We start from the raw sequence: 23,065 nt of genomic DNA on the forward strand, positions 1-23,065 counted from the left end.
AGCTAAGGATGCCTTGAATGAGCAGTCGTTCCGTGTGGTTTTTTTCGCGAGTATTCTGGGCCCTTCTCACCGTGAGCCTGCCCGTCGAGGTGGCACTGGCGGCGTCGGGGAACTGCGCGGGGCTGGGCCAATTGCCGGCCGTGCTGGAGGTGGGCGAAGGTACACAACAGGCAATTCAATCGCCGGTACCGATTACGCGGCTAGCCATTGGCGACCCGAAAGTGGCCGATGTGCAGGTCAACGGTAACCAGGCATTCCTGCTCACCGGTATCGCGCCTGGCAACACCAGCCTGATGGTCTGGACAGCGTGTTCCAGCAGCCCGCGCCAGAGCATGGTGTTCGTCCAGGGCAAGGCCACGTCGGCCCTGACCAGCCTGACCCTGTCACCGTCCGATGACCCGACGCTGCCCAGCCAGGTGCAAACCGACATCCGCTTCGTGGAAGTGAGCCGCACCAAGCTCAAGGAGGCCAGTACGTCGATTTTTGGCCGGGGCGGCAACTTTTTGTTTGGCACGCCCAACAACGTCGCCAACGCGGCGGCCACAGGGTTTCGCGGGCTGCCGGTAAACAACGACACCTTCAACATCGGCTTTGGCGGCGGTCGCGTTTCGGCCATGATCAACGCGCTGGAAAGCAGCGGGTTTGCCTACACCCTGGCCCGCCCCAGCCTGGTGGCGCTCAGTGGGCAAAGCGCGACCTTCCTCGCCGGTGGTGAGGTTCCGATCCCGGTGCCCAGCAGTGGCAGCAACTCCCTCTCCATCGAATACAAGGAGTTCGGGATCCGCCTGACCCTGACCCCGACCGTTATCGACCATGGGCGTATTTCCCTGAAGGTCGCACCCGAAGTCAGCGAGCTGGACTACAGCAACGCGGTCACCATCCAGGGTATCTCGGTACCGGCGCTGACGATCCGGCGCACCGACACCAGCATCTCCCTGGCCGACGGCGAAAGCTTTGTGATCAGCGGCCTGATCAGCACCAACAACACCTCAAGCGTCAGCAAATTCCCGGGCCTGGGCGACATCCCGATTCTCGGCGCGTTCTTTCGCGACTCCAGCGTTAACCGCCAGGAAAAAGAGCTGCTGATGATCGTCACCCCGCACCTGGTACAGCCACTGGCCGCCAACGCCCAATTGCCCTCGTTGCCAGGGGAAAAACTGCGCAATTACGACCCGAACTGGTACCGCCTGTATTTCCTTGAAAACGGTAATTTCGACCGCCGCACTGGACTGTCCGAATGAGCGAGAGCCTGAGCCAGACCTTTCTGGCAATCACCCGCAACACCACAGACCTGGAATGGCTCCAGGGCGCGCTCGCGCCCCTGGGGCAGGTGGTCAGTGCCGGCGCGGGCAGCCTGGACGAGCTGTTGGCATTGGTGGACGTGACGTTCGCCAACCTGGTGTTCATCGGCCTGGACCGTGAACACGTGACCACCCAGTGCGCCCTGATCGAAGGCGCCCTGGAGGCCAAGCCCATGCTCGCCATCGTGGCCCTGGGCGATGGCATGGACAACCAGTTGGTGCTCAATGCAATGCGCGCCGGCGCGCGGGATTTCGTCGCCTACGGCTCACGCTCCAGTGAAGTTGCCGGCCTGGTTCGTCGCCTGAGTAAACGCTTGCCGGCCGTCACCCCCAATGCCCACCTGGGCGGGCTGACCGTACTCTATGGAACCCAGGGCAATGCCGACGGCGCGCTGATCGCCAGCCACCTGGCGCTGGTGGTGCAAAAAAGCGGGCAGCAAACATTGTTGCTCGACCTGGGCCTGCCGCTCGCAGACAGCCTGGCGCTGCTGGGGCTGGAAAGCTCGTTCCACTTCGGCGATGCCCTGCGCCACCTGCGCCGCCTGGACGCAACGCTGATCAACAGTGCCTTCACCTCGGCCGAAGCCGGCCTGCGCATCCTCGCCTACCACACCAACGACGAGCCGCTGGAGCGTACCAGTGCGGCCGAGCTGTACATGCTACTCAGCGCCCTGCGCCAGCACTTCCAGCACATTGTGGTGAACCTGACCGGGCAACCCGACAGTGAAGCCGTGCGCACCTTTGTCAGCCACTGCGACAAACTGCTGTGGTGCACCGACCAAAGCGTGCCGGACTGCCGCCGTAACCTTGCGATACTCAACCTGTGGCGAGAAAAAGGCATGAAACTGGAGCATGCCCGCCTGCTGGTAGACCGCTACCTCAAAGGTGCCGCCCCGGACTCGGAGGCGCTGGGCAAAAGCTTCGGGCTGGAAGTGATCGCCGTGTTGCCCTGGAGCCCGGAAGTTCGCCTGAGTGCCAAGAACCAGGCCCAGACCCTGTTCTCCCTGGCGCCGCGGGAAACCCTGACGCAAGCGTTGCGCAACTTGGGCGAGCGCCTGGCAAAACGCTCCGAAGGCCTGGCAAAACCCTCAACCAACTGGCTTAACCGCCTGCTGAGGACCAAATGAGCGGCGAGAAACTGTTTGGTGTTCCCGCACGCGGCAGCGTCGGCAATACCGATCACGACGGCCTGAAACTGGTGCTGCATCGCTACATCATCGATGCCATCGAGGAGTCGGGGAAAAACCTGCTGGAAGGCACCCGCCAGTCCCTGGCGCAGTTTGTGATCGACAAGGTGGCCGAGTACATCACCCGCATGCACCTGGCAATTTCCCGTTATGAGATGGAACGCCTGGCCGAAGAGATCGTCGATGAGCTGACCGGTTTCGGCCCGCTGGAAGTGCTGCTGCGCGACCCCACCGTCACAGAAATTCTGGTCAATGGCCCGCACCGGGTATTCGTCGAGCGCGACGGCCTGCTGCAACAGAGTGATCTGCGCTTCATTGACGACCACCATGTCGAGCGGGTCATGCAGCGGATCCTCGCGCCGCTGGGGCGCCGGCTGGATGAATCTTCGCCAATGGTCGATGCGCGCCTGCCCGATGGCAGCCGGGTCAATGCGATCATTCCGCCGATTGCCCTGGACGGGCCTTGCCTGTCGATTCGTAAGTTTCGCAAAGACATGCTTAAAAGCAGCGACCTGGTGGCTATGCAAACCATCGACCAGGCCATTTTCGAGTTCTTCCAGGACGCCGTCGGCAAGCGCTGCAACATCCTGATCAGCGGCGGTACCGGCACCGGCAAAACCACGCTGCTGAACATTCTCAGCCAGTTGATCAACCCCCGCGAACGCCTGGTCACCATTGAAGACGTGGCCGAACTGCAACTGGGCCATCCCCACGTCGTGCGCCTGGAAACCCGCCCGCCCAATGCCGAGGGCCATGGCGAGGTAAAAGCCAGCGACCTGATCCGCAACGCCCTGCGGATGCGGCCCGACCGGATCATCCTCGGCGAGATTCGCGGTGTCGAAGTCATCGATGTGTTGACCGCCATGAACACCGGCCACGACGGTTCGATGAGCACCGTGCATGCCAACAACGCCCAGGACGCCTTGCTGCGCCTGGAAACCCTGGTGGGCCTCACCGGGCGGGTGGTGGCGGAAAAAACCCTGCGGCAAATGATCTGCGCGGCCCTCGACGTGGTGATCCAGTTGACCCGCCTGCCCGATGGTCGCCGTTGCGTCAGCGAAGTGGTAGAGGTGGTGGGCATCCGCGAGGACGTGTACGTCATCAACACCCTGTTTCGCCATGACAAGCGCACCGGCTTTGGCTTCGTGCGGGAGGCTGTCAACCCGGCGGGTGACAAGTTGCGCCACGAAGGCCACCTGCCGGTGTAGGAGGCAACCCAATGATCGGTCCGATTCTGCTCGCCCTGCTCGCCGTGGCCCTGCTGGTACTGGGGATAGGCTTGCTGCGCAACGGTTTACGCAAGGCCCAGACCGACCGGGTACTGGAGCGCCTGGCCGAAGGGCAACCACAGTCCATAAAAGACAGCGCGGTAGCCACCAGCCTGGAACGCACCTTTATCCGTGCAGGCCTTGGCAGGCCTACCGAGCGCCTGGGCCTATGGTTGACCTTGTGGGCATTGGGCGCCCTGTTGGGAGGCCTCGTGGGCCAGTGGGTCGGCCTGGGGGTGATGGTGCTCGGGCCGCCCTTGGCACTGCGCCTGTACATCGCCGTACGCTACCGGCGGCGGCTGCGCCGAATGGTCGAACAACTGCCGCAACTGCTCGACCATGCCGTACGCAGCCTCAAGTCCGGACGCACCCTGGCGGATGCGATCCTGAGCGGCATCGAGGCCAGCGACGACCCGTTGAAAAAATCCATGGGCCGCATCAAGCGCAATGTGCAACTGGGTGTGAGCCTGCCAGAGGCGGCTCAAGACTATGCCGAGTTTTATGAACAGGATGAACTGCGCCTGTTTGCCTTGGGCCTCAAGGTCAACCACCGTTACGGAGGCAACGCCAGCGAGTTGCTGGAAAACCTGATCAAAATGATTCGCGAGCGTGACCAGGGTACCCGGCAATTACGCGCCATGACGGGTGAGACCCGGGTCACCGCAATGGTGCTCGCAGTGCTGCCGGTGAGTGTGGCGGGCTACTTCCTGATCGTTAATCCGACGTACCTGATGGCCATGTGGGATGACCCCAGCGGCCAACGCCTGATGCTCGGTGCGTTCGCCTTGCAAATCATCGGCTGCGTGGCGCTGTGGCGCATGTTGCGGAGCATCTGAGATGGCGATTTTGATCAGTGTCCTGTTGTTTCTTGCCGCGCTGTCGCTCCTGTTGGCCAATGTGTTGAGCAGTCGTCGCCAGCAACGCCTGGTCACCCAACGCTTGCAAGGCGAGCCAGGTCGTAACGAAAAAATGAGTGAGTGGCTGCACCAGCTGGGCAGCACCCGGATCGGCCAGCGCACCGTCAGCCTCGATAACGAAACCCAAACCCTGTTGAGCCGCATGGGCTGGAGAAAGGCCAGCCAACGCTCAATGTTCGCCGCGTGCCAGATCGGCTCGCCGATCCTCATGTTGGGCCTGACGGCGCTGGCACTGGAGCTGTTTTTTCCCGGCACCGAGCATGGCTCGGTGATCGCCCTGCTGGGCCTGATCATTGGGTATCTGCTGCCCAAGCGGGTCCTGGTTTCACTCGCCAAAAAGCGCCAGCAGCAAATCGCCCGTGAAGTGGCGACCTTCATCCCTTTGGTACGCATTCTGTTTGAGTCCGGCATGGCCGTAGAGCAGGCGCTTCGAGTCATGGCCTACGACGCGCAGAAACTGCTGCCGGTGCTGACCACCGAACTGCGCCTGGTGTTGGCACGCGTCGATTCCGGACTGGAGCTGGGTGAGGAATTGAACAAGGCCAGCCAGATACTGGACGTCGATGAACTGACCGATACCTGCCTGATCCTCCAACAGCTCCTGCATCAGGGCGGTGGTGCGATGAAGTCACTGCAGTCGCTCAAACAACTGCTGGATGACCGGCGCCTCACCCGCCTGCAGGAATACATTTCCAAGATGTCGGCAAAAATGTCCGTCGTGATGATGCTGTTCCTGTTTCCCGCATTACTGATCGTATTGGCCGGCCCTGGCTTTATCGCCATCGCCAAAGCCTTCACTTTTTGAGAGGACACGCCATGAAGAAAGTAATGATCGCCTGCAGCCTGCTGTTGCTGGGTGGTTGCGCCAGTAACGGACAACTGCCGTGGGCGGGTTTTAGCGCACAGGGCAGTTGTGCCAAGCCCAACTCCAACCAGGAGTTGTCGCTGAACCTGGCCGACGATATGGCCAACGAGGGCAAGCTCCACGCCAGCCTGGCCAACCTGCAAAACCTGCCAGACAACCTGCCCCAAGTGCGCCAGCGCCAGGCCAAGGTGTATCGCCTGCTGGGCCGCAGTGAAGCCGAGCCGTTGTACCGCAGCCTGCTTGGCACCTGCATGGCTGCCGAAGGCGAGCACGGGCTCGGCCAACTGGCCGCCGCCCGGGGCGACAACGGCCAAGCCATGGCGCATTTGCAACGCGCCGCCAAAATGTCGCCCACCGATGAAAAAATCCGCAACGACCTGGGTGTCGTGTACCTCAACCAACGGCGTATGGAAGACGCGCGCTTCGAATTCCTCACCGCCATGGAGCTCAAGCAAAGTGACCAACTGGCAGCGGTCAACCTGGTGACACTGATGATCTACCAGGACAACTGGGAACAGGCGGCGCAAGTGGTCAGCCGCATGGGCCTGAGCCCCGAACAAGTGACACAGGCCCAGGCCCGGGCACAGCAACTCAAGGCGCCCGCCTCGACGGTGACGCCGGCAAAGGATCAGGTCGCCGCCGTCAGCGACGTGCTGCAAGCGCCGCCTGTCAAATAGGCTTCTGAAGGGAGTACTCAAGATGAAACTCACACTGCTCGCCGCTGTGCTGCTAACCAGCCTGCCGCTGACGGCGCTGGCGATAGAACCCGGGCCTTCTTCGCCCCAACAAAAACAGACCGAGGGCTGGCTGCAACTGCAGGTCAGCGGTGAACAGGCCTCCTCCCACGTGCAAAAGGCCACGCCCGCTGAACGCGACCAAGCCCTGCAACGTTTGCTGGACAGCTACAAATACTCTATTCCGCAGTACTACGACCAGAAACAGGGCGGCAGCACCCCCGGGGGCGACAGCAACTAGGCCTGTACCGAATGGTGTGGCAGGACGGGAATACGAGCTGTCAGTGATTAATGCCGCAAGTTCGCCGTTAAAAGCAGGGCGCTTTCCAATCGAATGGTGTCGTCTACAAACTATCGATATGCCGACACTACACTGTCGCCAGTGGGAGCTTGTGCTTCGGCGCCCCGAATACTCGGTAGCCCTAGTGGGCAGTGACGCGCTGGCGTGCCGATGAATGGTTCGGCGACAACGCCAGCGCCAACTGGGTGCGGTTGTGCATATGGGTCAGGCGCAGCACTTGGGACACGTAGAGTTTCACCGTGTTTTCAGTGATGCCCAGCTCACAGGCAATTTGATAGTTGGTCTGGCCCTTGCCAACCAGCCTTGCAACATCTAGCTGGCGCGGGGACAACTGATTGAAGATCGCCGGTATTTCATCAGGGTCAGTTTCGTTGGCTTCGCCGTCGGTTTCAGTCGACGGGCTCGATTGCGGGCTGCTGCGCACTTTGTCGAGGTCGTGATACAGGTCGTCAATGGACGCCGAGAGGAACTGCAACTTCTGGTTCAGGTGCCCCAGGTCGACGTTTTTCTGCCGGTCTTTCAGTGCCACGACCTGGCGCTGAATACCTTCGAGCAGTTCGTCCAAATTGATCGGCTTCTGGTAGTAATCGGCAATCCCTGCGCGCAGAGCCTTGATCACGTCCTGCTTGTCGGCACGCCCGGTCAGCATGATGGCCTCAAACGCCCGTTGCTTGCCAGCCAGGCGCTGCAGGGCCTGGACCAGCTCGATGCCATCCATGTCTGGCATGTGCAGATCGCACAGCACCAAGCCAATCTCGGCGTCATCGCGAAAACGCTCGACCGCCTGCTGGCTGGAGTTGCAAGGGACGCAACGGTAACCGCTGCTCTCAAGAAACTCGCAAAGCTCTTCCACAATCAGGGGCTGATCGTCGACCACGAGCACTTTCACTTCAGAGGTAAGCTTGTTCACGCGCTACTCCATGCCTGGGCAAGCCAAAGACCGACCGATCCATTCCGACCACTTTCCTGTACGACCTACTCATAAACGTAGACGTACTTTCCTACTATGTACATAGCGATACCCTATGTGGCGACTAATGGGATCCAAAGCCAGGCCAGGCAAAATCCGACCAGTAAAAACGGCACGAATGGCTGCCTGGCCGACTGTTCCGGACCAAAGTACTGCAAGGTATTCCTAAGCCCTTGATTCATCAGCGGCCACAGCCTGGGCGCCAGTAACAGCCAGGCCGCGCTGGCAAGGCCTGCGCCGATAAACGTGCCCAGTACATAAAGGGTGTTGGTCGCCAGCCCCAATGCCACGATCAACTTCACGTCACCGGCGCCAAGCCGCCCCATTGCGTAGCCGGGCACCGTGAACAACAGCGCCACACCAAACGCCAGGCCACCCTCGACAGCCGGCGCGCCGAGCCAGGTGGTGCCACTAAAGAGCAGGTAAACCAGCGCCAGCAGGCAGGCACCGAGGGTCAAGCGGTTGGAGACCTGACGTAGACGAACATCCTGCACGGCGCACAGCACCAGCCAAACGAATAGGACGAGGCTTTGAATCACGTAAAAAAAATCCCTTTTTGCTGAATGATTCTATGCTGATATCAGGTAGTGGTAGTCAGGGTAGACGAGTCATGAAAAAAGGCCTCCCCGGGAAGCAAAAAGGTGCCGCCGCGCTGGAGTTCGCGTTGGTCTTCATGATTTTTTTTGGCGTGTTTTATGGTTTGGTGAGCTACAGCCTGCCGTTACTGCTGATGCAGTCCTTTACCCAGGCCGCCACCGAAGGGGTAAGACGTAGTGTGGCCCTGGACCCCGCCACGGCCGGTTACCCAACGGCATTGCCCCAACAGGCCATCACGGCGGCGCAGACGCAACTGTCGTGGATCCCTCCCCAATTCAAATTTCTTCCCGGCTACGTCACGGCAACCTACAGCCCGACGGGCCTGTTGACGGTGTACATCAACTACCCCACGTCCAGCCTCCAGAATGTGTTGCCGTTCCTGGTGCTGCCTGGCTTGGGTACCGTCCCCGCGCTGCCCCCCACGCTTTCCGCCCAGTCGAGCATGCAGTTTTGACCTCAGGGGATAAACTGTTCGGCCGCCTGCTCGGACGCGGCAACCACCTGCCTGCAGAAGCGTCGCCGGGAATGCCCGCCACCGCTGCGTTGTTGTTCTACCTGGACGCCCAAGGGCGAGTTGTAGACGTCCAGGGCCCGCTTCGCCATCGGCTGGAACAGCCCGCCGGGCAACTGCCCACCTCGCTGCTCGATTACCTCACCCCCATGAGCAGCCTGGTGATCGAAGGCGCGCCCGGCGAATGGCAAGGGCAAAGCCTGGACCTGGACTTCAAGGGGCTTGCCGGGCAAACCCTGCATACCCGCGGCTGGGTTCAACCCGAGGCCAAGGGCTGGCTGCTGCACCTGCTGGACATTGGCGACCTGATTGCCCATCGCCAACTCACCCAGCAACGCGACCTCAACCAGCGCGTCAGCGATCAGATCCACGAGCAACTACGGGTGTGCAGCCTGACGCGCCTGCCCGAGGTGTTGCTGGACACGCTGCAGACCATTTCCCAGCACTGGCACATCCCCTGCGTTGGTGTTGCCTTGCTCGATGAGCAGGGCCAGGAATGGTGTATCCAGGGCTGTTACAGCGCCCACGATGCACCGGCCCTGTGGCATAACGGGCAAGCCTTGGGCGCCAGTCTCGATAGCTTGGGCGGTACGGCGCCGGTCAGCCTTGGGGTCAACCGTGGCCACAGCGACCACCCACGCCTGCAAGGGCTGTTTGGCAATGCCGATGGTTTTCTGGTGCCTTACCGGGATGGCCAGGGCGTAGGAGCCTGGCTGCTGTGCGGTTTTTATAGCCGCCAGGAACAGACCAGCGACCGTGACTGGTTGCAACTGACCACCGCTCTCGCCGCACCGCTGCTCGGTCGCCTGCGCGAGCAGCGCCATCAACAGCAGCTGGACCGCCTTGAAGCGCTGCAAGGACTGCTCGGCACCGGCTGGTGGGAACTGCCTCCCCACACTGACGACATTGAGCTTGCGCCGCTGTTGCTGCGCACCCTGAGCCAAGGCGAGGCCACCACACGGCTCTCGTTGCCAATGTGGCTGAAGCTGATTCACCCTGCCGACCGAGAAGAACTCGCCAGCCGCCTGCAAGACCTCAAAAACCTGGGCAAGCCGCTGTCCAGCAGTGTTCGCCTGCTGCGTGCCGACCCGGCGCAAAACCCCATCTGGTACCGCGTGCAGGGGCAAGCGCTGGGCTCGGGCGCGCACCGTCGACTGGTGGGCTTCATGCTCGACATCAGCGATATAAAAAACCAGCAACAACAGGCCGCCGCCGCCCACGCCCGCCTGGACAACCTGATCGCCAGTTCCCCGGCCGTGATCTACGTACAGCGCTACGTGGAGGGCACGCTGCAACCGGTGTTTTTCAGCGACAGCCTGCTGCCGCTGCTGGGCCGCACCCTGGCCGACTTCACCCCGGCGGCGCTGAACCAATGGGTCCACCCCGACGACCGCGACCTCTACTTTGACCGTACCCGCCGCCTGTTGCGCGAAGGCCACGTAAGCTGCCGCTACCGGGTGCTCGACAAACAGGGCGCGTACCACTGGCTGCTGGACGAAGCCCGCCTGTTGCGCGACGACCTCGGGTTGCCCGTAGAAGCCGTGGGCCTGTGGCTGGATGTCACCGAATCGACCCTGGCGGCAGAACGGGTCAAGGCGAGTGAGGAGCGCTATCGGATCCTGGTGGAAGACTCCCCCGCGATGATCTGCCGTTATCGTCCGGACCTGACCCTGACCTTCGGCAATACGCCCCTGGCCACCTACATGGAGTGCCTGCCCGCGCAACTGCCGGGCATGAACCTCAGCCAGTGGCTGTCCGAAGAACAACGCGAGGCGTTTGTGCAGCGCATTGGGCAGTTGACCCCGGAGTTCCCCGTGAGTACCGCCGAAATCAGCCTGCAACTGCCGGGGCGTACACATGCCTGGTGGGTGTGGTCGGACCGGGGGGTGTTCGACCAACAGGGCCAGCTACAGGAAGTGCAGGCGGTGGGCCGCGACAACACCGAAGTGCGCCGCTCCCAACAGCAACTGACCCAAAGCGCAAAAATGGCCACCCTCGGTGAAATGGCCACCGGCCTCGCCCACGAGATCAACCAGCCGCTGAACGTGATGCGCATGGCCATCGTCAACGTGCTCAAGCGCTTGAGCAACGGCGATGCGCAAATCGACTACCTGACGGAAAAACTCCAGCGCATCGACGCCCAGGTCCAGCGGGCAGCGCGCGTGGTGGACCATATGCGCGTGTTCGGGCGCCGCTCGGAAGTCGAACAACAACCCTTCAACCCGGCGCAGGCGGTGGAAGGCACCCTGTCGTTGCTCAGTGAAGGCCTGCGCGGCAAGGGTGTGGAGCTGCGCGTGGCGCAGCCGGACGTTACGGTGCAAGTCAAAGGCTATGTCGACCAGTTGGAGCAGGTGCTGATCAACCTTATCGTCAATGCCCGCGACGCCCTGCTGAGTAAGCGCGAACACAACCGCGACCTGCAGCCGTGGATCTCGGTACACATCGAGCACGACAGCCGTCACGTACGCATCTGGGTGGAGGACAACGGCGGCGGGATTGACCCGCGCCTGCTGGAGCGGATTTTCGAACCGTTCTTCACCACCAAACCGATTGGCGTGGGCACCGGCCTGGGGCTGTCGGTGAGCTATGGCATTGTCGAAAACATGGGCGGCCGGCTGAGTGTCGCCAACAGCGAACAGGGCGCGAAGTTTTGTGTGGAGCTGCCGCTGGTTGAACCCTAGTTCACCAACGCCGCTTGCCCGTGAGGCCGGCAACTGAGGTTGGCCCCTACTTCCACCGCATTCAGGTTAACCCCAAGGCTCGACAGCAGGCTGTTCACCAACGGGTCCAGGATCGGGCTGAGTACCCCGCCGATCACCGTGCCCAAGGTGCTGTTGAGTCCGTTGAGCAGCGTCGCTGTCGTTGTCAGTAACCCTCCAAGCAGATTGAACCCGGTCGGTTTATAGACCTGCAATTGAATCCCCGATAACGCGTTGCTGATCGCACTGAGAAGACTGGCAGTCGATGAGGCGTAGTACTGCGGTGGCAGGCTGATTTCCGGCGGTTGCAGGTACGTGTGGGCGGGCAAGGCACTCGTCGCCGCCCCCACCGAACTATTGACGCTGAGGCCAATGCCGCCCCCGTAAAACGCCTTGCGCGTCGCGGGGTCGCACGTCGTCGGGCCTAGCCCCAGCAAAGGTTTGAAACAGGTAATGGCGCCGATATCCACCACTGGTAAAGGAGGAATCGGATTGAGCGTGGTGTTGCTGTTAAACGCGTTGATCAACTGCGGGCTCTGGCCAATTTGTACAGTAACAATCGAGGCATTGGTTTGAGTGGTCAGGGTCTTGGTGGCGTCGCTGGCGCAAGTAAACCCGGTGACATAGCTTTCCGCCCTGGCCAGTTGAACGACCACATCGATCCTGGCCGCCGGCGGATTTGAGGACGACGACAGCACTTGCAGATTGGTCATCTGGCAATAGCCACCCAACAGGCACAGCACCGAATTGATGGTGCCCCCCAGGTTCAAGCTCAACAGGTTGTTCAACACGTCCGAAAGCGGCCCGACCAAGCCGTTCAAGGCGCCGTCCACCAAGGGATTGTCCAGTACCGGCAGCCCCAGGGTCAGGCCGAGGCTTAACTGGGCGGTCTTCACATAAATGCGCGTCGCAGAGGTACCGTCCTTGGCGTAGGTAGGGTCGCCGATTGCCGACAACTGCGGCGGCTGGATCACCTTCAACTGCACCCCGCCGTTCAGCAGGCCCGGAATACTCACCGGGATGGTCGCAACCACCCCGTTCTTGGTATTGGCCAACTGCACAAAGGCTTCGGCCAGTTGGAACACGTTCAACGTGGTGTTCAGTCCCGCCGACACCGCCCCGGTTTGCAGTTGCAACAGGCTGCCCAGGGTGACATCCAGGTTACCAACAATAGCCTTGATACTGGTAAGGCCGCTGACCGCCACGCTGGCCGTACTGCCTCCGGCACTGAGCACCGTGATTGCCGCATCGAGCAGTTGGCTGATCTTGACGTTCTGGGTCAACAATTGGTCGTAGGCTCCCGCCGTCACTCCCACGTTCAACGCCAGTTGGTTGAGGTAACTGAGCAGATTGATGTTGGTGTCCACCAGCCCTTGCCAGCCTGCCACGCTCAGATTCAACGAGCCGCCCAACAACTGGCCGAACAACAGGTTCAATGCTGCCGACTTGCTCGAGTCCACGGTGACCAACGTAGATTTGATCGTCAGTTGCGCCTGGGGGGGCAAAATCTTCGGCGCCGCCACCGCAACCGCAGACAGCTGGGTGTTCACGTTGTATGCACTGCCACTGGCCATTGCCCAGATACCGCCGGCAACGCTGGTCATGACCGGGCGCGAGGCGATCACCTGGATGGCATCGGTCTTGGTCGAGTCTGCGGAGAACACCCGCTGGTTAGTGGCCCCGGTTGCCAGCACCCCACAGGTCACCACCAGGGCACTGCCCGGCGGGATGACATACCCGTTGCGCACCGCGCTGGCACCGGCATACGTGGGCGCAGTGTTGGTCGCCGGCAGGCAGTCGCCCTTGCGTTGCACAGCCTCCAGCGCCGCTATGTCGGCGATCGACTGCAACTTGCGCTTTTCCACGTACAGGCGGCTGCTGTCGATGACCAGCAACAGGAACACCAGGGCGATGCCCAAGGTCAGGGCCGCCATCAAGCCAATTGCACCGCGCTGCCTTGCATACCCGGCGAGGTTGCCGGAACGAAGTCGAAGAGACATCGAGCACTCCTTTGCCGGCACACTGCCGAGCGCTTACTCTCCTGTGTGCTTGGGAGTGTAGACAACAGCGGCAGGGGCTGCAGGCCAGTCGCCGTAAATCAACTGGCGACCGGCGCGGGGCAATTCAAAGCGTCAATGCGGCGGGTAGTTGGAAAGCACTTTGGTGACTGTTGCGCGAATCGCTGCGCTGCGGTCCTGCGGTTCCGGAGAGCTGGCGAGCATTTGCTCATCGCTGCCGCGCCACACCAGTTTGCCGTCCTTGCCGTCCAGCAGGTCGATCTGGATGGTCGCCACTTTGTAGGTGATGTTGCGGGTTTCGTTGTACATCGGTGCGCCCCAGTAACCATTCCACGGGCCGCCCCAGGCGCCGCCATAGTTGGTGGTGACTTGTTGCTGGCGGTCTTCGACGATCAGGTATGCCTGCACATTCAGGTCAGCCTTGGTGCCCGGCGCTGCAGGGCGCAGGCCACGCTGGTCGAGTTGCTCGCCCACGGCCTGGCGAATGCGCTGTTCGGTGAGGTCGCTCTTGATCCGCGGGTCATCCGGGCGGTACTGCAACGCCGGTTCTTTCCAGCCCCAACTGCGGTAGGCACCGAAGTCCCGGCTGGCGTCGAAATCATGGTTGACCTGGCTGCTCTGGCAGCCGCCCAGCAACACAACAACAGCAAGTGCAGCGATACGACGAAGCATGGTTTTTCTCCAAAAGACGAACTGAGCCTGAGATGAGAATAGCTGCTAACTGGGTGGGTAGGCGGTCATTGCTTTCTGCATCGCTTCCCGCAAGGCATCGGCACGTTCGCTGAGGCTGCCCTGGCTTGCGGTTTCGGCGCTGGTGCTCCATACCGGCTGGCGGGTGCGGGCGTCGAACAGGCTGATGCGCGCCACGGCCACCGTCACCTCATAGGTGCGTACCACCGGCACACTGTTGTACATGCCGTAGCCGTTGCCATAGCGGTTATACCCACCGCCATAACCGTAGCCATAGTCGTCCTGGACCTGGCGCAGGCGTTTTTCCAGGCGCACGTCGGCGCTCACAAACAGGTCGGGGGCGCGGTTGTCGTGCAGGGGGCGCAGGCCGCGCTGGTCGAGGGCGCCGCTGACCGCCTCGGCAATCTGCGCCGAATCGGCCCAGGCCGAGCCCGCCGGCAGTTGGTTGTTAAGCCAGGCCCAACTGCGGTAGGCGCCGTAGTCGCGCACCGGCGCCGGGTAGGCGCTGGCATCAAAGGTGTTGGCCGCCTGGGCAGGCGCCGGCGGCATCGGGGCAGACGCCGCCACATACGGGTTGTTGCTCTGGCAACCCGCCAGGCCCAGGCCCAGCAGGATCAGTCCAAGACAGCGCTTCATTTCGACCTCCGCAGACTGGGCCGCTTAAACCGGACGGCAAATCCAGTGCAAATAACGCCCAAGTCCGGCAAAGCTTGGGTGACGACGGTGAGCGAGCTCCATCTCCAACACGTCCTGCAACTCGGCGCGGGCCTGGAATTCCACCGGCATATAGTCGTGGAACACCCGCACGCCACTCTGGGTTTCGACCTGCCACAGGCCTTCTAGTTGCGTCGCCAACTCCCGTGGGTCCAGGGGTTGTTGCGGCGTGAGGCTCTGCTTCTCGCCGGCCATGTCGTTCTTGCGCATTTTGCGAAAGTGGCCTTTGAGCAGGTTGCGGTAAATCAAGGCATCGCGATTGTAGAACGCCAAGGACAACCAGCCACCGGGCGCGGTCAATTGGTGCAGCACCGGCAGGATCGCGTGAGGTTCGGCCAGCCATTCCAGCACGGCGTGGCACAACACCAGGTCGTAGGGTTCGGTGAGTTGGCCGAGCAAGTCCTGCCAGGGCGCTTGAATGAAGGTTGCCGTCTGCCCGGCGTCGGCGAAACGCTGGCGGGCGCCTTCGAGCATCGGCTCGGCGGGTTCGGCCAGCGTCACGTCGTGGCCGCGCTCGGCCAGCCATAGCGACATGTGCCCCAGCCCCGCGCCGATATCCAGCACCCGCAGCGGGCGATCCGGCAACGCCTCGATCAAATCAGCCTGGAGCACCGCCAGGCGAATTGCGCCCTTGGCGCCGCCGTAGATCTTCTCGGCGAAGCGGGTGGCCAACTGGTCGAAATGACGGTCGCTCATTTGGCAAACCGCCGTTCGCTGTCGGCCAGCTTGGCCTGTACCACTTGATCCATGTCTAACCCCAACTCACTGCACAACAGCAGCAGATACAACACGATGTCACCCACTTCCTGGCCTGCATGGGCGAGTTTGTCGGCGGGCAACTGGCGCGACTGGTCTTCGCTCAACCACTGGAATATCTCCACCAGCTCGGCCATTTCAACGCTGGCGGCCATCGCCAGGTTCTTGGGGCTGTGAAATTGCTTCCAGTCGTTGGTATCGCGGATGCGGTGCAAGCGTTCGGTGAGGTGTTCGAGATTCATGGGGGGCTCCTGAAGGTGCATAGCTTCGGGCGGATGCCGGGCGAAGGCAAGTGAATCCCTGCGGCCCGTAAACCTCTATGCTAGAAGGGAACTAGCTTGGACCAACAACGACCAAAGGCTCAGGTTCGGCAGCTACGCCCACCGTCTTATCAGGACACACACATGCAAACAGACTTTTTCGGATGGCTGGGTCTCAAGATCGGCCAGATCATCCACTTTATCGTCGAGCTGTTCGGCGGGCTGTTCAACACGCTGTCCCACGCGGGCGGCGACTTTGTCGACGGGCTGGCCAGATCCTTAGGGATGGACACCTCGATCATCAGCATCCTCATGCTGATTATCGGGTTGATGCTGCTGTACTCGGCGGTGCGCGCGTTTATGCGAGCGTCGATCATCATGGGGATTATCTGGTTGATGCTCGGGCTGTGGGTGCTCAGTTGGGTGGTGCATTAATAAAGGGCCAGCAGGGTAAATCCCTTTAATTTGCGGGACGTTTCCGAGACAATCTTTCGGCCTTGTGCCTGTTGGGATGGGTGGCTAGTCTTCGGCCCTTCACTGCATATCAGTGATCGGGTTTAGTCGCCCGGAATTAGTGAGCGCAAGTTGTCGCCATGCTTCATGGCGGCTGTGCGCAGGGCACCTTCGGGTGCGCCGGGTTCCACTAGCCGGTCGACTAACCTGCGTACAGCCGCCACCCTCGTTTAGTCGCGCGGGTGTCAGCTCCTTACCTTCTAGTGGAGTTACACCATGCATAAGCTCGTCCCCGATCCACCCAGCGACCTCCTCAACGACCGCGCCGCCTTCAATCGCGCCCTCGAACACTACCTGCCGTCTCAGGGCTTCCACACCATCAACGAAGACCTGAGCTTCGAAGATTCCCTGCTGTACACCGCCAGCCTGCTGAACAGCTCCTCGGCGACTGCGCTTGATTGTGGCGAGCTGCTGGATAGCCCGCAGCGAGCGAAGATTTTGGCCGTGTGGCACTTACTGGAAATTGCCAAGACCACCGTCGACCGCTCCATCGAATGCCTGCACCCGCGTAAGACTTAAGCCTTCATTGCCTGGCCGTCAGCTATCGCAGGCAAGCCAGCTCCCACAGGGGAATGCATTCCAAGTGTGGGAGCCGGGCTTGCCCGCGATAGCGATCAGCCAGGCAACAGATGAGCGTGCAGCCAGTTGCAGCCCAAAACCAAAGTTCAATACCCAGCTCTGGTTTATGGATGAAATGGGTATTTTCGCTATTTTCGAATAGCGGTTTCATTGATCCTGTGTGAAGTAGACCATCGCCGAATAACTCTTCATAAGTGCAACCCAGCCCTCTTACCAAACGAGCAATTGTTGCTATATCCATCTTAGTACCACCCCTGGTCTTCGTTGACCGTATGCATTTGAGTACGTGCCGCCTCAAGGCCAGGCTCGAAAAAAACCGCAACCAGCAGGTAGGTCTCTATTACATAAAAATTTCTCTCTACAAGAAAAGAGGGCACGCATTCATTTTAATTAAATGTCGCCCCCCCATTTTCTCATCAGTTCTGGACAGATCAGTCGTGGCCTTTATTAATTAAAGAAAACACCAACGTATTTACCGCCTCCATTGCAGTGTAATGAAAAACAGCCTTTTTATTCGTATGAGTTATAGGATTTAACAAGTAGGCGTCCCAACCGCCAGTTAGCCCCATGGGCTGCGGCATCTTTGCAGGCCCTTTCGAGGCCATCGGCTCACCAAAGTGAACGCGAACATCTGACTGCCTCGTTACTGTCGAAAAGGGCTTCGGCAGCTCACCTTGGTATGCTGCGGTCGAAGGCGTAGTTTTGAGCAGGGTAATGAATAGCGTCTCAAACCGCTTAGTCTCGGCCCAGAAGCTCATTGAAAGGCCTGGAGCAATGATTACGTCCAGCAAGTCCCGCCCCGGATAGAGCTCCTGCAGTGGTATGCCGAGAACGACGCCTTCGCAGACCAAATCTGCAAAAGGACGCCCTAGGTTCTTTATCCAGCACTCAATGGTTACCACGTCCATTTGGAAGCTCAATAGTGACCCGGCTTGAGCAAGGAAAAGCCGATGTTGTTCACAGCAAGGCTTTCGAGATAGCCGAATGTCACTTTGGCACTTAGATTCGACCCAGTGGACAAGCGATACGCATCCCAGCCTCCACGCATACCTAACCCACCCGGAAGCTTGGCAGGACCTTTGGTCTCCATTGGCTCTCCCAGCACGCTACGTACCCAGCGCTGGTTCATGTTCAGAGTGAACGGAGCGGGTAAATCTGCGGTGTACACTGGCTGGCCCACGGTTGAAATCAGAGTAATCAGCACTTGTTCCAAATAATTGGTCTCGTCCTTGAATACCAGCTCCACACCGGCGACCGGGTGCATCGTTGGCCAGTTACTTTGCCCAAACGGCTTTATAAGCGGTTGGTTGGGAATCGTCCCTTTGGCTACCAGTTCGGCGAATCCAAGACCCAAGCTGTTTATCCATAACTGAATAGTCTGAGAGTCCATCAGTACCACCCCTGTTCTTGATTGATCTTATGCATCTTGGCCCGTGCCGCCTCAAGATACATTCGATAACGCCCAGGCTTTTGCAGGTTGGGCAGGCAACTCTGTCACCTTCCCGGGCAATCAGCTTCCCTTCGATTTCTGCACCATCAAGGCCGGCCTTCACCACCCCGTGTGCCGTGGTTTTCGCCCCGTCTGTGATGTTGTAGCGCCTCACACCTGGCTCTCTATCCAGTAGCCGGGCTGTAAAAGCCCCGCAATACTATCGCCGTCTGCGTATTCAACAGTTTCTGCATTTTCCATGCTGTTTCCCTTTTCTCGCGCCCAAGCGCGTCTGAGCACCACAAGGGTGTTGATTGATCAGTGACGGAATAGCGCCGGTATGGCGTGAAAAGGATGTTGCTGAACAGCCCGAGACCAAACAACTGACCGTTCGGCTAGGTTCTTGAATAAACCGAATCGCCTCACGCCCATCGAGGCGTCTCGTGTAGGAATACCGCTCTTCACATTGGATCTGCGTCGCCGCTAACGGCCAGTTACAATGCCGCTCCCCAAAGGAGCCCGCATGACTTCCCTGCTAACCGACTGGCGCGACCGCCCCACCCACCGCCGCGTGTGGGCGCTGGCTGCGCCGATGATCCTGTCGAACATCTCCGTGCCGCTGGTAGCGCTGGTAGACAGCATGGTCATCGGCCATCTGCCCCACGCCCACCAGCTGGGCGCCGTGGCCGTGGGCGCCAGCCTTTACACCTTCCTCGCCTGGGCCATGGGCTTCCTGCGCATGGGCTCCACCGGCTTCGCCGCCCAGGCTGCCGGGCGCGGTGACGGCGCGGCGCTGAGGCAGATTTTGTTGCAAGGGCTGTTACTGGCGCTGGGCCTGGCGATGTTGCTCGGCAGCATCGGTATTCCGTTAAGCGGCCTGGTACTGGACTGGATGCAGCCCTCGCCCGAGCTGAACCAACTGACCCGCGAATTTTTCCACACCCGCCTCTTCGGCCTGCCCGCCGCCCTGGCCAGCTACGCGCTGGTGGGCTGGTTCCTCGGCACCCAGAACGCCCGCGCACCACTGGCGATTCTGCTCACCACCAACCTCGTGAATATCGCCCTCAACCTGTGGTTCGTCCTGGGTTTGGACTGGGGCGTAGTCGGCTCGGCCCGCGCCTCGGTAATCGCCGAATGGACCGGTGCCCTCCTTGGCCTCGCCCTCACCCAAAAAGCCTTGCGCGCCTACCCCGGCCATATCGCCTGGGCCGCACTCAAGCTGTGGCAAAGCTGGCGCCCGCTGCTGGCGGTGAACCGCGACATTTTTATCCGCAGCCTGGCCCTGCAATCAGTGTTTTTCATGATCACCGTGCAAGGTGCTCGCTTGGGTGATGCGACGGTGGCGGCCAATGCGCTGCTGCTGAACGGATTACTGCTCACAGCTCATGCCCTGGACGGACTGGCCCATGCCGTGGAAGCCTTGTGCGGCCACGCCATCGGCGCCCACGACCGCCAGGCCTTGCGCCGATCACTGGTGGTGGCCAGTGGTTGGTCGCTGCTGGCCAGCATCGGTTTCGCGATCCTGTTCGCCGTGTTCGGCCACCTGTTCATCGCCATGCAAACCGATATCCCAAGCGTGCGCGAAACCGCCGACATCTACCTGCCCTATCTCGCCGTGCTGCCGTTGATCGCGGTGTGGAGCTACCTGCTGGACGGCCTGTTCATCGGCGCCACCCGCGCCCGGGAAATGCGCAACGGCATGCTGCTGACGGTGGTCATTTTGCTGCCGTTCGCCTGGCTGTTGCAGGGCCTGGGCAACCACGGGCTGTGGATAACCTTCCTGCTGTTCATGGGCTTGCGCAGCCTCACGCTGTGGGCGATTGCCTGGCGCCTGAACAAACAGGACCGCTGGCTTACTGGCCCGGCGTGAACTTGATAAACGCCGTGACCCGGTCCAACACCGGCGCCAGCCAGCGCAGCGGCCGGGACATGGACGCCACCAACGTGGCGTGGCTGGTTTTGGTGAAGTAGAACTCCTCCACCGGCACACCCGCTGCCCGCAGCTTATTCGCCAAGCCGCCGGTATTGCGCTTGGGGTTGACCAGGTTGTCGTCCACCGAGGCAATCAACAGGCTCGGCGGCGCGCTTTGGCTGACGTGGTTGATGGGTTGGGAATCGGGCGGCGAATCCGGATAGAAGAACACCGGGCGCACATCGCGGTTTTCAATCGGCAGGAAGTCATACGGCCCCGCGAGGCCGATCCAGCCTTTGAAGATTGACGGAGACAGACCAACCCCAGCCAGCCACTGTGGGTCCAGCGCCAGCATCGCCGCGTTGTAGGCGCCGGAGCTGTGGCCCATCACATACAGCGTGCGGGGATCGCCACCGTACTCGGCACTGTGCTGATACGCCCAGGCGACCGCTTGCGCGCCGTCCTGTAGAAACAGCGGGTAACGCACTTGCGGGTAAAGCCGGTAGTCGGCAATCACCACCACGATGCCGCGTGAGGCCAGGGCTTCGCCGACAAAACCGTAGTCATTCTTCGAGCCGCTGTTCCAGCTGCCGCCATAGAAAAACACCACCACCGGCGCATTGGGCAAAGCGGTGACGGGGCGGTAGATATCGAGTGTCTGGCGGGGGTCATCACCGTAGGCAATGGAGGATGTCTTGGTGAAGGTGCTGGAGGGTGTGAGTGCGTTGAGCACGTTGATGGGGGAGCAGGCTGCGAGCAGCGCGACCATTGCCAGGGTGAACACTTGCAGGAGTTTACTCGACATCGCCTAGCCCCTCTTTGCGTAAACCCTGGCCTTTGTGGTGAGCGGGCTTGCCCCGCGCGAGGCAAGCTCGCTCACCACAAAAAAAGCTGCGCTGTACCCCGTATCAGGAGGACAGGTACGACGAACGCGTCAACCCAAGACGCAACGCGTCCAGGAACTGAGTCCGCTCCGCCGCCGTGATCTTCGCGCTGGCGCACTTGTCACGGTAGTGAGTCATCAACTCCTCCGGCGACAAGTGCACGTAGCGCAGCATGTCTTCGATGGTGTCGTGGGTCTCAATGCCGGCGCTGTACACCGAACCGTCTTCACGCTGGTAGATGTTCACCGAATCGGTGTCACCGAACAGGTTGTGCATGTCGCCCAGGATTTCCTGGTAGGCGCCCACCAGAAAGATCCCCAGCAGGTAGTCCTCACCTTCGTTCACCGCGTGCACCGGCAAGCTGGTCTCGATGCTTTGCTCGTCGACGTACTGCTTGATCTTGCCGTCGGAGTCGCACGTCAAATCCTGCAGCACGGCACGGCGCAGCGGCTCTTCGTCCAGGCGGTGCAACGGCAGGATCGGCAGCACCTGACCGATGGCCCAGGTGTCCGGCAGGCTCTGGAACACCGAGAAGTTGCAAATGTACTTGTCGGCCAGCTTGTCGTTGAGTTCGTCCAGCACCTGGCGATGCGAGCGCTGGCGAGCTTTCAACGAGTTATACAGGCGGCGGCACACGGCGAAGTAGCACTGTTCGGCCAGGGCTTTTTCGGCCAGGGTCAGCTTGCCGTCGGCGTACTGGGTAGCCACGTCGCTCATGTAGTGAGTGGCGCGCCAGTAGGTTTCGGTGACCATTTCAATGTCGGTCGGGCCCAGCAGGTCCACCAGCCATTGCACGGTTTCCGGCAGGCTTTCCTTGTTCTCGATTTCCGGCACGTCGTCGTTGTGCTTCTCGACGTCGGTCACTTGCACCACCAGCATGGCGTGATGCGCGGTCAGCGAACGGCCGCTTTCGGAGAAGATGTTCGGGTGCGGCAGGCTCTGCGCGTCGCAGAATTCCTTGAGCATGCCCACGACCACGCCGGCGTAGTCGTCCATGTCGTAGTTGATGGAGCTGGCGTTACGCGAGTGGGTACCGTCGTAGTCCACGCCCAGGCCGCCGCCGACGTCGATGTGGTCGACTGGCAGGCCGAGGTTGCGCAGTTCGCCGTAGTAACGAATGGCTTCCTTGAACCCGTGCTGATAGTCGGCCAGGTTGGCGATTTGCGAGCCCATGTGAAAGTGCAGCAGGCGGATGCCCTGGTCCAGGCCCGCCGCGCGGAAGCGCTCGACCACCGACAGCAGTTGCGCCGCCGACAAGCCGAACTTGGATTTTTCGCCGCCGGTGTCTGCCCACTTGCTCGACGCCAGGGACGACAGGCGCACCCGCAGGCCCACCTGAGGCTTGACCTTGAGGTTGGCGGCCTCTTCGATCACCAGGCCCACTTCGGATTCTTTCTCGATCACGATGAAGACGTTGTGGCCCAGCTTCTGGCCCATCAGCGCGAGGCGGATGAACTCACGGTCTTTGTAACCGTTGCAGACGATGGTGCCGCCTTTCGGGGCCAGGGCCAGCACAGCCAGCAGCTCGGGCTTGGAGCCGGCTTCCAGGCCGATGGACACGTCCTGGGTGGCGATGATGTTTTCGATCACCGCTTCCTGCTGGTTCACCTTGATCGGGTACAGCGCGGTGTATTTGCTCTGGTATTCCAGGCGCTCGATGTTCGCGTCGAAGGCACCGGTCAATTGGCGCACGCGGTCTTGCAGGATGTCGGGGAAGCGCACCAGCAACGGCAAGGACAGGCCGCTTTTGCGCAGCTCGTCCACTTGCTCGTACAGGTCGACGGGCGTGCTGTTCGGGCCGTTCGGACGGACTTCAACGCGACCGGCATCATTGATCGCGAAATACCCGGCCCCCCAATGGCGAATCCCGTAAACACTGCGGCTGTCCGCAACGGTCCATTGGCTGCCATCGTCTTTGCGTGTGCGTCGTACGGACATCGAAGTCCCCTATAAATGAAGT

The 23,065-nt window shown here is 61.0% G+C and carries 24 protein-coding genes; 12 read left to right on the forward strand and 12 right to left on the reverse strand.

The features are described from left to right. Positions 1 to 17 precede the first annotated feature (17 nt). From ACZRN6_RS17645 to ACZRN6_RS17675, 7 genes are read left to right on the forward strand one after another with little or no spacing between them, the layout of a single operon-like run. On the forward strand, positions 18 to 1,241 hold the full coding sequence (locus tag ACZRN6_RS17645) for a type II and III secretion system protein family protein (protein WP_322143083.1): 1,224 nt from the start codon (positions 18 to 20) through the stop codon (positions 1,239 to 1,241). Continuing rightward, positions 1,238 to 2,428: a pilus assembly protein gene (locus ACZRN6_RS17650; RefSeq protein WP_322143082.1), complete on the forward strand. Its 1,191-nt coding sequence runs from the start codon at positions 1,238 to 1,240 to the stop codon at positions 2,426 to 2,428. The genes ACZRN6_RS17645 and ACZRN6_RS17650 overlap by 4 nt, the downstream gene beginning before the upstream one ends. Continuing rightward, positions 2,425 to 3,696 (forward strand): CpaF family protein, encoded by a 1,272-nt coding sequence (locus tag ACZRN6_RS17655; RefSeq protein WP_322143081.1) that lies wholly within the window; start codon positions 2,425 to 2,427, stop codon positions 3,694 to 3,696. The genes ACZRN6_RS17650 and ACZRN6_RS17655 overlap by 4 nt, the downstream gene beginning before the upstream one ends. Before the next feature lie 11 nt (positions 3,697 to 3,707). Next, positions 3,708 to 4,592: a type II secretion system F family protein gene (locus ACZRN6_RS17660; RefSeq protein WP_322143080.1), complete on the forward strand. Its 885-nt coding sequence runs from the start codon at positions 3,708 to 3,710 to the stop codon at positions 4,590 to 4,592. 1 nt (position 4,593) lies between these two features. After that, positions 4,594 to 5,478, forward strand: coding sequence for a type II secretion system F family protein (locus ACZRN6_RS17665; RefSeq protein WP_322143079.1), 885 nt, complete (start codon positions 4,594 to 4,596; stop codon positions 5,476 to 5,478). An 11-nt stretch (positions 5,479 to 5,489) separates the two neighbouring features. Further along, positions 5,490 to 6,215: a tetratricopeptide repeat protein gene (locus ACZRN6_RS17670; protein ID WP_322143078.1), complete on the forward strand. Its 726-nt coding sequence runs from the start codon at positions 5,490 to 5,492 to the stop codon at positions 6,213 to 6,215. Between the two features lie 22 nt (positions 6,216 to 6,237). Then, complete coding sequence (locus tag ACZRN6_RS17675) at positions 6,238 to 6,513, forward strand: DUF3613 domain-containing protein (RefSeq protein ID WP_464008400.1); 276 nt, start codon at positions 6,238 to 6,240, stop codon at positions 6,511 to 6,513. A gap of 181 nt (positions 6,514 to 6,694) precedes the next feature. On the opposite strand, the gene ACZRN6_RS17680 is transcribed toward ACZRN6_RS17675, so the two are convergent. Beyond that, positions 6,695 to 7,483, reverse strand: a complete 789-nt coding sequence (locus tag ACZRN6_RS17680; RefSeq protein WP_464008401.1) for a response regulator transcription factor — start codon at positions 7,481 to 7,483, stop codon at positions 6,695 to 6,697. Positions 7,484 to 7,596: 113 nt separating this feature from the next. Then, on the reverse strand, positions 7,597 to 8,082 hold the full coding sequence (locus ACZRN6_RS17685; protein ID WP_322143075.1) for a prepilin peptidase: 486 nt from the start codon (positions 8,080 to 8,082) through the stop codon (positions 7,597 to 7,599). A 71-nt stretch (positions 8,083 to 8,153) separates the two neighbouring features. Between ACZRN6_RS17685 and ACZRN6_RS17690 the strand changes: the two genes are divergently transcribed. Then, positions 8,154 to 8,594 carry a TadE/TadG family type IV pilus assembly protein gene (locus ACZRN6_RS17690; RefSeq protein WP_322143074.1) on the forward strand — a complete coding sequence of 147 codons (441 nt, stop codon included), beginning with the start codon at positions 8,154 to 8,156 and terminating at the stop codon, positions 8,592 to 8,594. Beyond that, positions 8,591 to 11,332 (forward strand): ATP-binding protein, encoded by a 2,742-nt coding sequence (locus ACZRN6_RS17695; protein ID WP_464008402.1) that lies wholly within the window; start codon positions 8,591 to 8,593, stop codon positions 11,330 to 11,332. The genes ACZRN6_RS17690 and ACZRN6_RS17695 overlap by 4 nt, the downstream gene beginning before the upstream one ends. Here ACZRN6_RS17695 and ACZRN6_RS17700 read toward each other — a convergent pair. The 5 genes from ACZRN6_RS17700 to ACZRN6_RS17720 all read right to left on the reverse strand — a co-directional run bounded on the left by ACZRN6_RS17700 (position 11,329) and on the right by ACZRN6_RS17720 (position 15,770). Continuing rightward, the gene (locus ACZRN6_RS17700; RefSeq protein WP_464008403.1) at positions 11,329 to 13,350 is read right to left on the reverse strand and encodes a pilus assembly protein TadG-related protein; all 2,022 of its coding nucleotides are present in this window, start codon (positions 13,348 to 13,350) and stop codon (positions 11,329 to 11,331) included. The genes ACZRN6_RS17695 and ACZRN6_RS17700 overlap by 4 nt on opposite strands. Positions 13,351 to 13,482: 132 nt before the next feature. Further along, positions 13,483 to 14,040, reverse strand: a complete 558-nt coding sequence (locus tag ACZRN6_RS17705) for a DUF4136 domain-containing protein (RefSeq protein ID WP_322143071.1) — start codon at positions 14,038 to 14,040, stop codon at positions 13,483 to 13,485. Positions 14,041 to 14,085: 45 nt separating this feature from the next. Continuing rightward, on the reverse strand, positions 14,086 to 14,694 hold the full coding sequence (locus ACZRN6_RS17710; RefSeq protein ID WP_464008404.1) for a DUF4136 domain-containing protein: 609 nt from the start codon (positions 14,692 to 14,694) through the stop codon (positions 14,086 to 14,088). A gap of 24 nt (positions 14,695 to 14,718) precedes the next feature. After that, on the reverse strand, positions 14,719 to 15,468 hold the full coding sequence (locus ACZRN6_RS17715; RefSeq protein ID WP_464008405.1) for a methyltransferase: 750 nt from the start codon (positions 15,466 to 15,468) through the stop codon (positions 14,719 to 14,721). After that, complete coding sequence (locus ACZRN6_RS17720) at positions 15,465 to 15,770, reverse strand: MazG-like family protein (RefSeq protein ID WP_177041441.1); 306 nt, start codon at positions 15,768 to 15,770, stop codon at positions 15,465 to 15,467. The genes ACZRN6_RS17715 and ACZRN6_RS17720 overlap by 4 nt, the downstream gene beginning before the upstream one ends. A gap of 162 nt (positions 15,771 to 15,932) precedes the next feature. Between ACZRN6_RS17720 and ACZRN6_RS17725 the strand changes: the two genes are divergently transcribed. Both ACZRN6_RS17725 and ACZRN6_RS17730 read left to right on the forward strand, forming a co-directional pair. After that, positions 15,933 to 16,223 (forward strand): hypothetical protein, encoded by a 291-nt coding sequence (locus tag ACZRN6_RS17725; protein ID WP_322143068.1) that lies wholly within the window; start codon positions 15,933 to 15,935, stop codon positions 16,221 to 16,223. Positions 16,224 to 16,517: 294 nt separating this feature from the next. Beyond that, positions 16,518 to 16,820 (forward strand): DUF6124 family protein, encoded by a 303-nt coding sequence (locus tag ACZRN6_RS17730; protein WP_464008406.1) that lies wholly within the window; start codon positions 16,518 to 16,520, stop codon positions 16,818 to 16,820. Between the two features lie 491 nt (positions 16,821 to 17,311). Here ACZRN6_RS17730 and ACZRN6_RS17735 read toward each other — a convergent pair whose 3' ends face one another. The 3 genes from ACZRN6_RS17735 to ACZRN6_RS17745 are packed head-to-tail and all read right to left on the reverse strand — an operon-like array spanning position 17,312 to position 18,484. After that, entirely contained in the window at positions 17,312 to 17,788 is a 477-nt protein-coding gene (locus ACZRN6_RS17735) for a DUF6392 family protein (protein WP_464008407.1), read from the reverse strand. Between the two features lie 8 nt (positions 17,789 to 17,796). Beyond that, positions 17,797 to 18,270, reverse strand: coding sequence for a DUF6392 family protein (locus ACZRN6_RS17740; RefSeq protein WP_464008408.1), 474 nt, complete (start codon positions 18,268 to 18,270; stop codon positions 17,797 to 17,799). Next, positions 18,155 to 18,484 carry a PAAR domain-containing protein gene (locus ACZRN6_RS17745; RefSeq protein ID WP_464008409.1) on the reverse strand — a complete coding sequence of 110 codons (330 nt, stop codon included), beginning with the start codon at positions 18,482 to 18,484 and terminating at the stop codon, positions 18,155 to 18,157. Before ACZRN6_RS17745 ends, ACZRN6_RS17740 begins: the two co-directional genes overlap by 116 nt. A gap of 348 nt (positions 18,485 to 18,832) precedes the next feature. Here ACZRN6_RS17745 and ACZRN6_RS17750 point away from each other — a divergent pair, with 348 nt between their 5' ends. Then, a complete protein-coding gene (locus ACZRN6_RS17750) occupies positions 18,833 to 20,179 on the forward strand; it encodes an MATE family efflux transporter (RefSeq protein WP_464008410.1) in 1,347 nt (448 codons plus the stop codon). Here the strand turns inward: ACZRN6_RS17750 and ACZRN6_RS17755 are convergent. Together ACZRN6_RS17755 and speA are read right to left on the reverse strand one after the other, a co-directional pair. Next, positions 20,163 to 21,026, reverse strand: coding sequence for an alpha/beta hydrolase (locus ACZRN6_RS17755; RefSeq protein ID WP_464008411.1), 864 nt, complete (start codon positions 21,024 to 21,026; stop codon positions 20,163 to 20,165). The genes ACZRN6_RS17750 and ACZRN6_RS17755 overlap by 17 nt on opposite strands. Positions 21,027 to 21,129: 103 nt before the next feature. Further along, on the reverse strand, positions 21,130 to 23,043 hold the full coding sequence (gene speA, locus ACZRN6_RS17760) for an arginine decarboxylase (RefSeq protein ID WP_464008412.1): 1,914 nt from the start codon (positions 23,041 to 23,043) through the stop codon (positions 21,130 to 21,132). Positions 23,044 to 23,065 lie beyond the last annotated feature (22 nt).

The organism is Pseudomonas sp. A125, assembly GCF_055409485.1.